12 protein-coding genes are annotated in these 14182 nt (G+C 71.5%); 8 read left to right on the top strand and 4 right to left on the bottom strand.

Annotated elements, in window-relative coordinates:
- Positions 1–18 precede the first annotated feature (18 nt).
- From ACZ51I_RS03820 to ACZ51I_RS03810, 3 genes are all read right to left on the bottom strand, one after another.
- Positions 19–1125: a glycosyltransferase gene (locus tag ACZ51I_RS03820; protein ID WP_468871689.1), complete on the bottom strand. Its 1107-nt coding sequence runs from the start codon at positions 1123–1125 to the stop codon at positions 19–21.
- Between the two features lie 92 nt (positions 1126–1217).
- On the bottom strand, positions 1218–4103 hold the full coding sequence (locus ACZ51I_RS03815; protein ID WP_468871282.1) for a bifunctional glycosyltransferase/CDP-glycerol:glycerophosphate glycerophosphotransferase: 2886 nt from the start codon (positions 4101–4103) through the stop codon (positions 1218–1220).
- 92 nt (positions 4104–4195) lie between these two features.
- Positions 4196–5734 carry a hypothetical protein gene (locus ACZ51I_RS03810; protein WP_468871281.1) on the bottom strand — a complete coding sequence of 513 codons (1539 nt, stop codon included), beginning with the start codon at positions 5732–5734 and terminating at the stop codon, positions 4196–4198.
- A 334-nt stretch (positions 5735–6068) separates the two neighbouring features.
- Between ACZ51I_RS03810 and ACZ51I_RS03805 the strand changes: the two genes are divergently transcribed.
- From ACZ51I_RS03805 to ACZ51I_RS03775, 7 genes are all read left to right on the top strand, one after another.
- Entirely contained in the window at positions 6069–7064 is a 996-nt protein-coding gene (locus ACZ51I_RS03805) for a glycosyltransferase family 2 protein (protein ID WP_468871280.1), read from the top strand.
- On the top strand, positions 7064–7531 hold the full coding sequence (locus ACZ51I_RS03800; RefSeq protein ID WP_468871279.1) for a GtrA family protein: 468 nt from the start codon (positions 7064–7066) through the stop codon (positions 7529–7531). The genes ACZ51I_RS03805 and ACZ51I_RS03800 overlap by 1 nt, the downstream gene beginning before the upstream one ends.
- A 108-nt stretch (positions 7532–7639) precedes the next feature.
- Positions 7640–8743 (top strand): glutamate 5-kinase, encoded by a 1104-nt coding sequence (proB, locus tag ACZ51I_RS03795; protein ID WP_468871687.1) that lies wholly within the window; start codon positions 7640–7642, stop codon positions 8741–8743.
- A gap of 151 nt (positions 8744–8894) precedes the next feature.
- Positions 8895–9386, top strand: coding sequence for a hypothetical protein (locus tag ACZ51I_RS03790; protein WP_468871278.1), 492 nt, complete (start codon positions 8895–8897; stop codon positions 9384–9386).
- 70 nt (positions 9387–9456) lie between these two features.
- Positions 9457–10740 carry a glutamate-5-semialdehyde dehydrogenase gene (locus ACZ51I_RS03785; RefSeq protein WP_468871276.1) on the top strand — a complete coding sequence of 428 codons (1284 nt, stop codon included), beginning with the start codon at positions 9457–9459 and terminating at the stop codon, positions 10738–10740.
- Positions 10741–10825: 85 nt separating this feature from the next.
- Entirely contained in the window at positions 10826–11392 is a 567-nt protein-coding gene (locus ACZ51I_RS03780) for an SCO2584 family spore wall biosynthesis protein (RefSeq protein WP_468871275.1), read from the top strand.
- 133 nt (positions 11393–11525) lie between these two features.
- A complete protein-coding gene (locus tag ACZ51I_RS03775; protein ID WP_468871273.1) occupies positions 11526–12611 on the top strand; it encodes an SCO2583 family membrane protein in 1086 nt (361 codons plus the stop codon).
- On the opposite strand, the gene ACZ51I_RS03770 is transcribed toward ACZ51I_RS03775, so the two are convergent.
- The gene (locus ACZ51I_RS03770) at positions 12596–13738 is read right to left on the bottom strand and encodes a M48 family metallopeptidase (RefSeq protein ID WP_468871272.1); all 1143 of its coding nucleotides are present in this window, start codon (positions 13736–13738) and stop codon (positions 12596–12598) included. The two genes, ACZ51I_RS03775 and ACZ51I_RS03770, sit on opposite strands and share 16 nt — an antisense overlap.
- Positions 13739–13867: 129 nt before the next feature.
- Here ACZ51I_RS03770 and ACZ51I_RS03765 point away from each other — a divergent pair, with 129 nt between their 5' ends.
- Positions 13868–14149 carry a hypothetical protein gene (locus ACZ51I_RS03765; protein ID WP_468871705.1) on the top strand — a complete coding sequence of 94 codons (282 nt, stop codon included), beginning with the start codon at positions 13868–13870 and terminating at the stop codon, positions 14147–14149.
- Positions 14150–14182: the final 33 nt, after the last annotated feature.

Raw genomic sequence — 14182 nt, 5'->3', positions numbered from 1 at the left:
CGTCGTCCCGGTGAACCCTCAGCGCTCCAGGAAGGCGAAGAGCGCCTCCCAGCGGTCGGTGATCTCGTCGGCGGCGTACCGCTTCACGTTCACGAAGGCGGCGTCGCCCATCCGGTCCCGCAGCTCTTTGTCGGTGATGAGCGTGCTGATGTGGCCGCCGAGCTCGGTGGTGTTCCCGAGCCGGGCGAGCAGCCCGTCCTCGCCGTCCCGGATGATCTCCCTGACCCCCGGCGCGCAGTCGAACGCGGCGCAGGGCAGTCCGGTGGCCATCGCTTCGAGCAGGGTGATCGGGAAGCCTTCGGCGCGCGAGGCCTGGGCGAAGACCGAGGCCTCGGAGAGCGCCCCGAGGACGTCGTTGGTGCGGCCCTTCCACTCCACGGACCCGTCGAGGCCCAGCTCGGTCGTCCGGGCGCGCAGCCGCTGTTCCTCGTCCCCGGTGCCATAGATCCGCAGCGTCCAGTCGGGGTGGCGGGGGGCGATCTCGGCCCAGCTGTCGAGCAGCATGTCCACGCCCTTCTCGTGCGAGAGGCGGCCGATGGAGACGACGACCTTCTCGCTGCGGGGGGCGGGGACCGCGGGCATGAAGGGCAGGGCGTTGGGCATGTGGCCGACGTTGTCCATGCCGGCCCGGATCCAGTGGTCCGCGTCGCCCGGGGTGAGGATGAGCAGCCGGTCGACGTCCCTGTAGTGCCGCTTCACCCGGGTGAGGCGGGAGGTGGCGGCGCTGGCGGCGTACGACTCGTGGCTCATGCCGATGACGAGGAGCCCCTTGGTGTCGGCGAGGGACACCCACTCCATCGCCCACACCTGGGTCACGATCAGGACGGCGCCGGGCCGGGCGCGGGCGAACAGCGCGGTCATCCGGTCGGCCCGCTCGCGCATGCCGGCGGCGCGGGCCGCGTGCCGCCGGCGCTCGACGGCGTTGAGCCTGCCCTTGACGCCGCGCAGCGGCCGCAGCTGCGGTGGATGCGCGTCGTACAGGGTGGTCGTGGCGTACGGGAGCGGTTCGGGGAACTCGTGCTCCCGTCCCGCGGGGGCGGGCTTGATCCCGATGACGTGGACCCGGTGGCCCCGGTCGGTGAACTCCCGGGCCATCTGGTGCGTCCAGGTGGTCACGCCGCCCATCTCGTCCACGCTGTTGGAGACGATGAAGATGTCACGGCCACCGGAGACGGTGCTCTGCTCGGTCACTTCCCGCTCCTCGTGAAGCAGCTCGGTCACTTCCCGCCCCCGGTCTTTCCGCCCGCGGTGAAGAACGTGGTGACGATCCGGCGGGCGGCGTCGCCCCGGTCGTACTCGCTGAACTCGGCGTTGAACCGCTGGCGGGCAGCCGCGTACTTGATGTCGGCCTCGTCCCCGAAGTTGGCGATCACTCCGAAGAACTCCTCCTCCGTGGTCACGACGGGACCGGGGGCACGCTCCTTCAGGTCGAAGTAGGTGCCCCTGTTCTCCTTCGCGTACTCCTCGTAGTCGTACGTGAGGAAGACCATCGGGCGGTCGAGGAGCCCGTAGTCGAACATTACGGAGGAGTAGTCGGTGATCAGCCCGTCCGCGAGGGCGAGGAGCGGGGTGACGTCGTGGCGGCGGGAGACGTCGACGACCCGGCCCTGGACCGACGGCGGGAGCGACACGCTGTTCAGATAGTGCGTCCTGATCAGCAGTGTGTGGGTGTCGCCGAAGCGCTCGGCGAACTCCTCGACGTCGAAGGGGAGCTGGAAGGAGCGCACCTTGCCGCCGGGGGTGGCGCGGAAGGTCGGCGCGTACAGCAGCACGGTCTTCCCCGGGTCGAGGCCCAGCTCGTCCGCGAGCGGACCGCGCTCCCGCCTGCCGGTCTCGGCCTCCCGCCGGTGCGCCGCGACGAGTTCGTCGTTGCGCGGGTAGCCGACGGGCAGCAGCACCTCGTCGCGGAGCCGGAAGGCCTTGGCGAGGGTGCGCCGGTCGTGCTCGCCGCGGATCAGGAAGTGGTCGAAGCGGTCCAGCGCCTTCTGGAAGGTCTCCTGGGCCGCCAGACCCCGGGACTTGGTGTGCGGCTCGTCGAAGCCCATGCGCTTGAGTGCCGTGCCGTGCCAGGTCTGGATGTAGGTGGTGCCGGGACGTTTGGCGAGGCGCAGCGGGAAGCCCTGGTTGTCGATCCAGAACTCGGCCTGGGCCAGCGCCCGGAGGTACTGCCGGCTCCAGCGCTTCACGAGGACGGCGTCCTCCGGGAACCCGGTGGGCCGGGCGCCCGCGTAGGACCAGACGCCCTCGAAGGCGATGCCCCGGCGGCGCATCTCCTCGTAGATCGCCTTGGGGCTGTCGCTGTACTGCTTGCCGAGGTGGCTCTCGAAGACGACGAGCCCCTTGCGGATCGGCAGCTTGCTGTAGAGCCGGTGGTAGAGGCGGAGTTTGGTCTCGCCCGAGTTCAGGTTGCGCTTCGCGTGGAGCAGTCGCTTCAGGCCGGTCTTCGCGAGGCGCGCCGCCCGCCCGTGCATGGCGCCCTCGATCAACGCCGAGGTGCGCACGGCCGCCCTGCCCTCGGCCGCGAGGACGTACGACAGGTTGCCCTTCCTCGTGACCTCGGGGACGAAGCGGTCGGAGACCAGCTGGGTCAGCCGGGGGCGGATACGGACGGCGGCGGCTTCGTCGATGGGGGTGCCGCCGACGGAGACCCGGGTCCTGAGCTTCCGGCCGTCGACCGTGAGGATCAGGCGGACGTCCCAGACGGCGTCGATGATGCCGAGCGGACGGACCGTACGGGCGATGTCCACCCGGGCGTCCCACTCGATCCGGTCGCCGGCGTGGCGGACCGAGGTGACGGGGACGTGCGCGGCCCTGCCGCTGACGCCGCGGCGGGCCGAGATCTCCAGGACGGCGCCGAGGTCCGCGTCCGGGGTGATCCGGCCCAGCGGATTGACGACGCGTCCGGCGAGTTCGACGACACCGCCGGAGCCCGCGTACGAGGTCAGCCGGTTGCCGAGGGCGAGCGAGGTCAGCGGGCGGGTGTCGTAGCCGGCGGCGGTGACGTCCAGGATGCGGCGGCCCTGCTCGGTGTCCAGGTGCTCGGCGCACCAGTAGACGCGTCCGTCCCGCTCGGCGAGCGCGGTGGTGAGGCGGCCGGGGTTGGCGAGCGCCTCGGTGGCGCGCAGGAGGTTGTCCCAGTCCTCCTTGCTCAGGAGATAGGCGCAGATGGCGTGCAGCGGCTGCACCTCCTCGTACGCCCGGGGGTCGATCTCGGCGAGGTAGCCGTTGGCCAGCTCGGCGAACTCGCGCCGGTAGTCCTCGTCGAGCAGTGCCAGGTCACGGAAGTGGAGGACGAGGTCGTGCTTGAGGAACTTGATGTCCTTGCGGTACTTGAGCTCGTCGTAGCCCTTGCTCTCCAGGAGCGCGTCCACGCGGCGGTGGATCTCCATGCGGTGGACGAAGTTGGCGATCTCGTGGCGCCGGTTGCTGATCGACTTGGCGGAGGCTCTCTCCTGCACGTTCCAGTAGTAGACGCGGTTCGGGATGAGGGTGATGCGGCTCGCGGCGACATAGGCCTGGGCCGAGAAGAGCAGGTCCTCGTAGTGGATGCCGACGGGGAACTCCAGCCCCTGATCCAGGAGGAACGCGCGCCGGTAGCACTTGTTCGTCGACAGCGTGTCGAAGACCAGCAGGTCGGACAGTTCGGTGATCGAGTCGATCGTCCGGGTCCGGGAGTAGAGCCAGGGGTACCACTCGGTGGTCTTCCGGTTGCGGGTGTCCAGGTGGACGCGGACGCAGAGGCCGGAGACGAGGTCGGCGCCGGTGCTCTCGGCGGCGCCGAGCATGTTGCGGCAGGCGTTGCGCTCCAGGACGTCGTCGCTGTCGAGGAACATGACGTACGTGCCGGCGGCCTGCTGGATGCCGAAGTTGCGCGGCGCGCCGCAGCCGCCGCTGTTGCGCGGCAGCTGGAAGGCCCTGACCCGGTCCGGGTGTTCGGCGGCCAGGGCCTGGGCGACCGCGAAGGTGTCGTCCTTGCTGCAGTCGTCGACGATCACCACTTCGACGCCGTGCAGTGTCTGCTCCAGGACCGACCGTACGGCCGTCGGCAGACGCTCTGCGTCGTTGTAGGCGATGACGACCACGGAGACGTCAGGCACGTGCACCTCGATTCACTTGTCTTTGCTGCACCCGCAACTCAAACTCCCTGGCGTTCACCATCCGTTACGGCCTGTCACCCTTCGCAGGAATGTGCGAATCAGGGGCGGGTCAGGCGCTCCACCCCGTAGTACGTGGCGGCGCACTGCGCGGCCCAGTCCCGCGCGTACACCGTCGTGAAGAAGGGCTCCGCGAGGCCGCCGACGAGCAGGGGGCGGTACGCCACCTCCCTGCGGCCAGCCGCCGCCTCCGCGCGGATCCTGGCGTCCTGCCGGTCCCAGGCCAGGCCGCGCGCCACCGTGTTGGTGGTCAGGGTCCGCGTCGGCAGCACCAGGGCGGCCGTACCCGCCAGGGCGACGGCTCCCGCGACGCCCGCGGCGGCCGCGGCCAGGGCGGGCCGGGCGCCGAGCCCGCGCCCGATCCGGTGGCCGAGCCAGACGCCGTAACCGCAGAGCGCGATGAGGAAGGGCACGAGGAAGCTGGTCCACGCGCGCGCGTACGTCCAGCCGGTCGCCCCGTAACCGCCGCGCAGACCGTACGTGGCGACAAGGCTGCCGAGCGCGATCAGGGGCACCGGCAGGACGGCGACGACGAGCACCGTGCCGCGCGCAGCCCGGGGGCCCCGCTCCGCGCCGTCCTGGGAGGTCCCGGGGGTGCGGCGGCGGCCCGGGAGCGCCAGGGCCAGGCCGAGGAGCATCCCCGCGGCGAGGGCGCCCGTGTACGCCCACTGGCCGCCGATCGTCTCCCAGACGCGCCCCCAGTCCTGGAGGGTCGCCCCGAGCTCCGACAGGGACAGCGGTCGCTCCGGCTGCTGGGCGCGCCGCCAGCGGGCGCCGGGGGACGTCGAGAGCAGCACCGTGCCGATCAGCAGACCCAGGCACCAGGCGGCGCACCACATCGACGCGAACCGGTCGTGGGTGAGACGCAGCCGGGGGAGGCAGAGCACGCCGGCCGTCACGGCGATCAGCCCGGACATGGCGACGAAGGGTTCGCTGAGGGTGCCGATCGCCGTGCCGAGCAGGACCGCCGAGCCGACGGCGACGGGCCGGGCCCAGGGCCGCCGGCCGCGGGCCGCCCACACCGCGGAGAGCGCCGCCCAGACGCCGATGACGCTCGGGAGCGTGTGGGAGAGGGTGGCCGGCGCCCAGAGCAGCACCTGGTACGAGCGGGTCCCCGCCAGGAACAGCAGCGCTTCGAGCACCAGGACCGCCGTCGCTGTCGCCACCGGCGGGAACGGCAGGCGCAGCACCCGCAGCACCTCCCGGGCGAGGAGGAACAGGCCCACGCCCAGCGTGAGAATCAGGAAGGCGGGCAGCAGCTTCGGCCCGCGCATGCCGTCGGAGTAGAGGAGGCCGGTCAGGAAGGCGTTGGTGACGCGCCCGTTCTGGGTGCGGTAGAAGTCCGAGGTGATGCCCAGGACGCCCATGTCGCGGGCCTTCCAGAGGGCGCACCAGTCGTCCGACGTGGGGCGGACGTAGACGCCGAGGAAGGCGCCGACCGAGAGCAGCGCCCCTGCGCCTGCGGCGACGACGAGCGCGACCCAGGACAGTACCCGGGCGGGGCCCTCCGGGCCTCCGGCCGCCTCTCCCTTCTTCCCGGCGCCGGTGTCCTCGCCGAGGTCCGGTCCGTCGTTCGGCATCGGTGCGTCACCGTGCTCCGAGATGGTCGTCCTGCTCAACGGTCATCGCTCCCGTAACCCAAGTCCGTGGCATGTCGCTCCTACGAGTGACAAATGGGTGAAATGCCACGTACACCAATATCTTTCCCCGCATGCTTTGCTCCATGGACGACATGCCGACCAGGGGCGGTCACGCTGACGACGCCCGGCGGTCACCGCCGCGCCGTACCGTGGCCGCCCTGCTCGAAGGAGAGTCCGGTGGCGGTCCTTCCAGCCCTGTCGGTGCTGCCAGACCTGCCAGATCTGCCAGTCCTTTCGGACGTCCTCTCGCCCATCCCTCTGGAGTGACCGTTCCATGACCAGGCTTTCCGTCGTCGTCCCCTGCTTCAACGAGGAAGACGTCATTGAGCGGTTCGATACGCGGATGCGACATGTGCTCGACGCGCTCCCCGTGGGATACGAGATCTGTTACGTCGACGACGGGAGCTCCGACGGAACGCTGGGCAAGCTGCGCGAGATCGCCGCCCGGCACCCGCAGCGCACCCAGTACGCCTCCTTCAGCCGCAACTTCGGCAAGGAGGCCGCGATGCTCGCCGGCCTGCGCAAATCCACCGGCGACGCCGTGGTCATCATGGACGCCGACCTCCAGCACCCGCCCGAGCTGCTCGCACGCATGCTCGACCTCTATCACCAGGGTCACGACCAGGTGATGGCGCGGCGCACCCGCGAGGGGGACAAGAAGGTCCGTACGGCGCTCAGTCGTGTGTACTACCGGGCCGTCAACCGCTGGGTCGACGTCGAACTCACCGACGGCGTCGGCGACTTCCGTCTGCTCTCCCGGCCCGCCGTCGACGCCCTGCTGTCGCTCCCCGAGTACAACCGCTTCTCCAAGGGCCTCTTCTCCTGGATCGGCTTCGACGCCGTCACCTTCGACTACCAGAACGCCGCGCGCGAGGGCGGCGAGACGAAGTGGAAGTTCAGCTCCCTGCTCAACTACGGCATGGACGGGCTGATCTCCTTCAACAACCGTCCGCTGCGCATCGCCCTCTGGCTCGGCATGATGCTCACCGGCCTCGCCGCTCTCTACGCCCTCTGGGTGACCGTCACCGCGATCACCCAGGGCGTCACCGCCCCCGGCTACGTCACGCTGGTCGCGATCATCGTGGGGCTCGGGGGAGTGCAGATGGTGATGCTGGGGCTGATCGGCGAGTACATCGGACGCATCTACTACGAGACCAAGCGGCGGCCCCACTTCCTCGTGAAGGAGACCCACCGCTCCTTCGGCCGCGCGGCCGCCGAGCGCGCCGCAGCCGAGCGCATCCGCGTCGTGACCGCCGAGCGGGAGCGCTGATGGAGGCCGGCGCCGCTTCCGGGGGGCGCCGGGCGCGGCTCGCGGAGATCTTCCGCTTCGCCCTGGTCGGCGGCGTCAACACGGGGACCTTCTTCGGCTGTTACCTGCTCCTGCACCCCTGGATGCCGTACTTCGCCGCGTACTCCCTCGCCTTCCTCCTCAGCATGATCGGCTCCTTCTTCCTCAACACCTACTTCACCTACCGCACCCGGCCGACGTGGAAGAAGTTCGCCCTCTTCCCGCTCACCAACGTCACCAACTACCTCGTGCAGAGCGTCGGCCTCTACGCCCTCGTCACCTGGGCCGGAATGGACGACAGGATCGCGCCACTCGTGGCGGCCGTCGTCGCGATCCCCTTCACCTACCTGATCTCCCAGCGGATCCTGGTGCCCCGCGGCACCGGCCGGCCCCCCGCCTCCGGTCCAGGGAGCGAAACGGACGAGCGGCGGCCCTCCCGGCTCGCGTAGATTGCCAGGCAGCCGCGGCGGGGAGTGCGCGGCGCGTGGGACAGCCGAGTGAGGACGACGCAGGTGGCGACGCAGGTGACGGGACAGACGGACGTGACGAGGCAGTACGTGACGGAGGCCCGCAGGATCGTCGTCAAGGTCGGCTCCTCCTCGCTCACCACCGCCTCCGGAGGCCTCGACGCCGACCGCGTCGACGCCCTCGTCGACGTCCTCTCCAAGGTCCGCAGCGGCGGCGAGAAGGAGATCGTCCTCGTCTCCTCCGGCGCCATCGCCGCGGGACTCGCACCGCTCGGCCTCACCCGCCGCCCCAAGGACCTCGCCCGCCAGCAGGCCGCGGCCAGCGTCGGCCAGGGCCTCCTCGTCGCCCGCTACACCGCCTCCTTCGCCCGCTACGGCGTCCGCGTCGGCCAGGTCCTCCTCACCACCGACGACACCAGCCGGCGCGCCCACTACCGCAACGCGTACCGCACCCTGGACCAGCTCCTCGCCATGGGCGCGCTGCCCGTCGTCAACGAGAACGACACCGTCGCCACGGACGAGATCCGCTTCGGCGACAACGACCGGCTCGCCGCCCTCGTCGCCCACCTCGTCCGCGCCGACCTGCTCGTGCTGCTCTCCGACGTCGACGGGCTCTACGACGGAGACCCGTCCAAGCCCGGCACGTCGAGGATCGCGCAGGTCGCCGCCCCCTCGGACATCGCGCACGTCGAGATCGGCTCGGCCGGCAAGGCGGGCGTCGGCACCGGAGGCATGGTCACCAAGGTCGAGGCGGCCCGGATCGCCGCAGCCGCCGGCATCCCCGTCGTCCTCACCTCCGCGAGCCGCGCCGCCGACGCCCTCGCCGGCCGGGACACCGGCACGTACTTCCACCGCACCGGCCGCCGCTCCGCCGACCGGCTGCTCTGGCTCGCTCACGCCTCCACCCCGCAGGGCTCCCTCAGCCTCGACGACGGAGCCGTACAGGCCGTCGTCGAGGGCAAGAAGTCCCTGCTCGCCGCCGGTGTCGCGGCCGTCGAGGGCGACTTCGTGGCCGGTGACCCCGTCGAACTCCGCGACTCCTCCGGCCGGGCCGTCGCCCGCGGCCTCGTCAACTTCGACGCCAAGGAGCTGCCCCGGATGCTCGGCCGCTCCACCCGCGAGCTCGCCAAGGACCTCGGACCCGAGTACGAGCGAGAGGTCGTCCACCGCGACGACCTGGTCGTCATCCGCTGACGCGGCCGACGCCGAAACGGCTGAAAGTCTGGCCATCCGGAAGGGACGTTTACCAAAACCGCCCCATGTGCCGCCGCGGGCTGGTCAACTTTGTCCCGGGGGTAAGACAAGGCGGGGTACAGCACCACACGCATCACACAGGAGGCCGCCGGTGAGACGAGCGCGCCCAGGGGCACCGCCCCGTGGGACTGCCGAACGCGCCCTGACCAGTGTCGAGGCCGGAGCCGACTTCGACGAGGCACGGGACAGGTCCACGGACAGGAAGACCGAGACCACCACCGAGACACGGGAGGAACGGCCGGTGTCCAGGCTCTGGCACATCACTCTCAGTGTGTCGGGCGTGGAGTCACCGCTGAAGGAGGTCCGACGCGGGCTCGAACAGCTGGCCCACGACCACCCCTTCCTGCTGACCAGCCGCTACGCCAACGACCACGCCGAGATCCGGTACTGGGAGGAGGCCCGCGACCTGCACGACGCGGCGGCCGTCGCCCTGCGCCTGTGGGGCGAGCACCGGCAGACCGCCAAGCTGCCGCCCTGGGAGATCGTGGGGCTCGAGGTCATCGACCGCGAGACCTACCACCAGCGGATCGCGGAGGGCTACGGCCCGCCGCCCGCCGCCCCGGTCGGCGTCCACCCCTACTGAGCGGCGGGATGACGTCTCGGAGTGCGGGATACGTGAGGGATGTCCGCAGAGGTGCCAGTACCCTGCGGACATGACCTCGCTCACGCCCCTCGACAACCTCTCCCCGGTCACCCGGGCCGCCTACCGGGCCCGTGGCGCCGCCGCCGAAATCGCGCCACTCCCGCGCGCGGCCAAGGACGACGCGCTCCTCGCGATCGCGGACGCCCTGGAAGTCCGCACCGCCGAGATCGTCGAAGCCAACGCCGTGGACATCGCCAAGGCCCGCGAAGCCGGGACCAGCGAGGCCATCATCGACCGTCTGACCCTCACCCCGGAGCGCGTCCGGGCCATCGCCGCCGACGTCCGGGACGTCGCCGCGCTGCCCGACCCCGTCGGCGAGGTCGTCCGCGGCTCGACCCTCCCCAACGGCATCGACCTGCGCCAGGTGCGTGTCCCGCTCGGCGTCGTCGGCATCATCTACGAGGCCCGCCCCAACGTCACGGTCGACGCCGCCGCCCTCTGCCTCAAGTCCGGCAACGCCGTCCTGCTCCGCGGCTCCTCCTCCGCGTACGCCTCCAACACCGCCCTGGTGACCGTCCTGCGCGACGCCGTCGGCGGCGCCGGACTGCCCGCCGACGCGATCCAGCTCGTCCCCGGCGAGTCCCGCGAGTCGGTCCGCGAGCTGATGCGCGCCCGCGGCCTCGTCGACGTCCTCATCCCGCGCGGCGGCGCCTCCCTCATCCGCACCGTCGTCGAGGAGTCCACCGTCCCGGTCATCGAGACCGGCACCGGCAACTGCCACGTCTACGTGGACGCCCAGACCGACCTCGACATGGCCGTCGACATCCTGATCAACTCCAAGGCCCACCGGGTCAGCGTCTGCAACGCCGCCGAGACCCTCCTGGTCCACCAGGACATCGCCGAGGCCTTCCTCCCCAAGGCCCTCGCCGCCCTCGCCGAGGCCGGCGTCACCGTCCACGCCGACGAGCGGGTCCTCGCCCTCGCCGAGGGCTCCAAGGCCACCGTCGTCCCGGCCACGCCGGAGGACTGGGAGACCGAGTACCTCTCGTACGACATCGCCGCCGCCGTCGTCTCCTCCCTCGACAAGGCGGTCGAGCACATCCGGATGTGGTCCTCCGGTCACACCGAGGCGATCGTCACCACCTCGCAGGCCGCGGCCCGCCGCTTCACCCAGCTGGTCGACTCCACCACGGTCGCCGTGAACGCCTCCACCCGGTTCACGGACGGCGGCCAGTTCGGCTTCGGCGCGGAGATCGGCATCTCCACCCAGAAGCTGCACGCCCGGGGCCCCATGGGCCTTCCCGAGCTGACCTCGACCAAGTACATCGTCACCGGTGACGGTCACGTGCGGTAACACCTCCTTTCGGTACGGGCGGGAAGGGCCGGGAGGGTTCGCCCTCTCCCTGCCCAAAACCACCTCGCGGGTCTACTCTGAATCCGTGCCGGACGACGTGGGGGGCAAGCCGTTCCAGGACGGCGGGGACCCCGAGGACTCTGTCGACCGCGGAGGCGCCGACGAGGTCTACGCCGACGTGGTGTTCGACGAGGACTTCGTACGGGCCGCCACCATCCACGAGCCCACCGCGGTCGAGCGGCTCCTCGCCGCCGCCCAGGCCCGAGCCGAGGCAGAGGCCGCACGCGCCCTCGCCGGCGTCGGATCGGCAGAGGACGACCCCTACGACGACGGCCCCGACGTCTTCGGCCTCACCTACGAGCCCGACGACATCGGCGACGACGCCAGCCCCTACGGCCGCCACGGCGGAGCCCTGCGCCCCTACCGGGGCCGGGCCCGCTGGTACCGGCCCGTCGCCTGGATCCTCGCCCTCGTCATGGGCGTCGGCATGGTCGCCCTCGCCTTCAGCGCCGTCTACCGGGGCGCGGCCGCCAACCACGACGACCAGGTCCCGCCGCCGGCCACCACCGGCGTCGACACACCGAAACCGAACCCGGCCCCACCGGCGGCCCACGCTCCCGCCCCCGCGGCCCGGTCGGCGTCACCCCGCTAGGGCCTGTCCGGCGGACAGGGCCGGACAGGCCCCGCCGCGCCGCGCGCCCCGGTCCACCCAGACGGCGGAATTCTTCCGAACTTGTCGTGTACCTGGGCGTTTACCGAAGCCCCCGCGGACCTACCCTGAAGGTATGGCAGGGCGTGGCGACCCGCCTGAGGGGACACCCGAGGGATTCCCCGGCGGTGGTGAGGACGAGTACCGATCCGTCGTCTTCGACGAGGCGTTCATCCGTGCTGCCCACCTCCAGGAGTTCTCGGCCCAGGAGCGGATGGGCGAGCACGCCCAGGCCGTCCGCAGCCGCTCCTCCTGGGAGGCCCGGACCGGCTCCCGCCAGGCCGTCCTGCTGGTGCTGCTGATCCTCCTCGCCTTCGGCACCGCCATCTACCTCGGTGTCCGCAACCCGTACCTGCCCCCCGTCGACCAGCGGGCCGAACCCCTGCGGACCACCGTCGTCCCGCTCGCCCCCCTGAACCCTGTCCCGGGCGGCACACCCGCTCAGCTCTTCGCCCACAGCCCGGCCGCCGAGTACCGCACCGGGGCCGCCGGCATCAACCTGCCCGTCGCCGGCCGCACCTCCCACTTCGCCGAGAGCCAGGTCGTCACCGGCCTCAGCATCGCCAAGGAGTACCTGGTGGCCTCCGCCCTGGAGCCCGACGTCCTGTCCGGGGCGACCGTCCGGCCCGCGCGCCTGCTGCTCGATCCGGACCAGCTCGGACAGTTCGACCGGAGCGTCGAGTCCCCCTCCGACGACGGCCGGCACGCCCTCGCGGGCTGGCTCGTCCGCTTCGACCCCCGGCAGGTGGCCCTCGCGGACCCCGCCGTCCGCGTGCAGGGCACCCTCCGCTTCGAGGAGACCGGACCCGACACCCTGGACGTCACCGCGGACCACACGTACACCTACGCCCTCCGTCCGGCCGTCCACGGCACGGGGCCGGCCGCCGCGGCCTCCCTCTTCACGGTCCACCGCGTGGTGCATTTCCGCTTCGACCGCGAGGACCTGCGCATGCACCGAGCCGAGCTGCTGACCAGCACCGTTGAGGCCGGTCCGCAGGCATGCGGCGTCGATGCCACGGGCTCCCTGAAGCCGCTCCTGGCGGGAGCGCGGGCCTCCGACGCGGGCGGCGGCCCGGCGGTCACCGACCCCTACGCCACCGCCCGGCCCGCCGCCCCCGCACTCTGCGGGACGCTGGCGCCGAGCGCTCAGCCGTCGCTCTGACCGTCCCCGGCGCCGTCGGCCTTCCGGTTCCCGGCCTCGCCTCCGGCGCCCGTGCCGTCCCCGGCCGGCCCGCCGTCGGCCTTCGGGCCGCCCTGGCCGCCGCCGAACCGGTTGCGCAGCCGTCCGCCGAGGTCGCCCGCCAGGTCACCGGCGCCGCCGGCTATGTCCCCGACCAGCTTCATCAGCGGATCCTTGCTGGTCCGCACCGTGTCGGCGTAGTGCCCGGCCGACTCGCGGAAGGAGTCCGTGACCGAGGTGTCCTTGTCCTCCGAGCGCTTCGGGTAGTGACCGTCCATGATCCGCTGGAAGTCGCGGCTCTCCGCCCACTTCTTCAGCTCCCCCGCCCGGACGGTGGTGAAGGGGTGCGAACGCGGCAGTACGTTGAGGATCTTCAGGACCGAGTCCCGCAGGTCCCCGGCCTTCTCGTACTCGTCGGCCTGGGCGAGGAACGCGTCCACGTTCATCTCGTGCAGGTGGTTGCCGCCGGCGATCTTCATCAGCCCGCGCATCGACGCCTGCACGTCCTGGCCGACGAGGAGCCCCGCCCGGTCGGCGGAGAGCTCCGACTTGCGGAACCACTCGCGCAGCGCCATCACGATGGCCGTGATCGCGACCGTCCCCAGCGGGATCCAGGCGATCTTGAGCGCGAGGCTGGTGAGGAAGAGCAGGACCGTGCGGTACACGGAGTGTCCGGAGAGCGCGTGCCCGACCTCGTGGCCGACGACCGCCCGCATCTCCTCGTCGTCGAGGAGCTCCACCAGACCGGTGGTGACCACGATGATCGGCTCGTCCATGCCGATGCACATGGCGTTGGGCCTCGGGTCCTGCGTGACGTACATCGGCGGGACCTTCTCCAGGTCCAGGATGTAACAGGCGTCCCTCAACATGTCGTTGAGGTGGACGAACTGCGCGTCGCTCACCCGGACGGAGTCCGAGAGGTAGAGGAGCCGCAGGCTGCGCTCCGGCAGCAGTCCGCTGAGCGCCTTGAAGGCCGTGTCGAAGCCGCTGAGCTTCCGCAGCGCCACGAGGGCGGAGCGGTCGGCCGGATGTTCGTAGGCGCGCGAGGAGATGCCGGGGAACCGCTTCCGCTGCCTGCTCGGCACGTTCCCCAGGTCGTTCTCGGTCATGGATGCCCCCTGTTCGTACGAGTCGATGCTCGTCCCCCTGACTGAGCCCAGCGTAGGCGCTGGCGCTACCGTGTGGGCGGGGCCTGTGGATAACTGGGGCACCGAGGACGACCGAAGGACACGACCGACATGCCGGACACCGCAGACGCCGCAGCCGTCCTGCTCGCGGCCGCCGCACAGCAGGGGCCGGGTGGCACGCTCCGCATCGTGCTGCTCGTCTCGATCGTGGGCGTGGCCCTGCTCGCCTGGTTCCTGCTGCGCGGATACCGCACCGACGGCACGACGGAAGCGGCCGACACCCGCGACACGGCCGGCAGCAGCGACGCGGCGGCCATCCGCGACCAGGAAGGCACCCGCGCGGGCGCCGGCACCCCCGACGGCGGCGGCACGGACCGTGACGCCAACGCCTGAGTCGGCGTGAGCACGCCGGGACCGCCCGCATAC

This window comes from Streptomyces sp. NPDC034084 (assembly GCF_055575535.1).
This window is presented reverse-complemented; position numbering and strand designations above follow the sequence as displayed.

Bases quoted from the DNA above. Each gene is read 5' to 3' on its own strand.
- ACZ51I_RS03820 (WP_468871689.1), bottom strand. From the start codon at position 1,125: ATGGGCGGCGTGACCACCTGGACGCACCAGATGGCCCGGGAGTTCACC.
- ACZ51I_RS03810 (WP_468871281.1), bottom strand. From the start codon at position 5,734: ATGCCGAACGACGGACCGGACCTCGGCGAGGACACCGGCGCCGGGAAG.
- ACZ51I_RS03805 (WP_468871280.1), top strand. From the start codon at position 6,069: ATGACCAGGCTTTCCGTCGTCGTCCCCTGCTTCAACGAGGAAGACGTC.
- ACZ51I_RS03800 (WP_468871279.1), top strand. From the start codon at position 7,064: ATGGAGGCCGGCGCCGCTTCCGGGGGGCGCCGGGCGCGGCTCGCGGAG.
- ACZ51I_RS03785 (WP_468871276.1), top strand. From the start codon at position 9,457: ATGACCTCGCTCACGCCCCTCGACAACCTCTCCCCGGTCACCCGGGCC.
- ACZ51I_RS03775 (WP_468871273.1), top strand. From the start codon at position 11,526: ATGGCAGGGCGTGGCGACCCGCCTGAGGGGACACCCGAGGGATTCCCC.
- ACZ51I_RS03770 (WP_468871272.1), bottom strand. From the start codon at position 13,738: ATGACCGAGAACGACCTGGGGAACGTGCCGAGCAGGCAGCGGAAGCGG.
- ACZ51I_RS03765 (WP_468871705.1), top strand. From the start codon at position 13,868: ATGCCGGACACCGCAGACGCCGCAGCCGTCCTGCTCGCGGCCGCCGCA.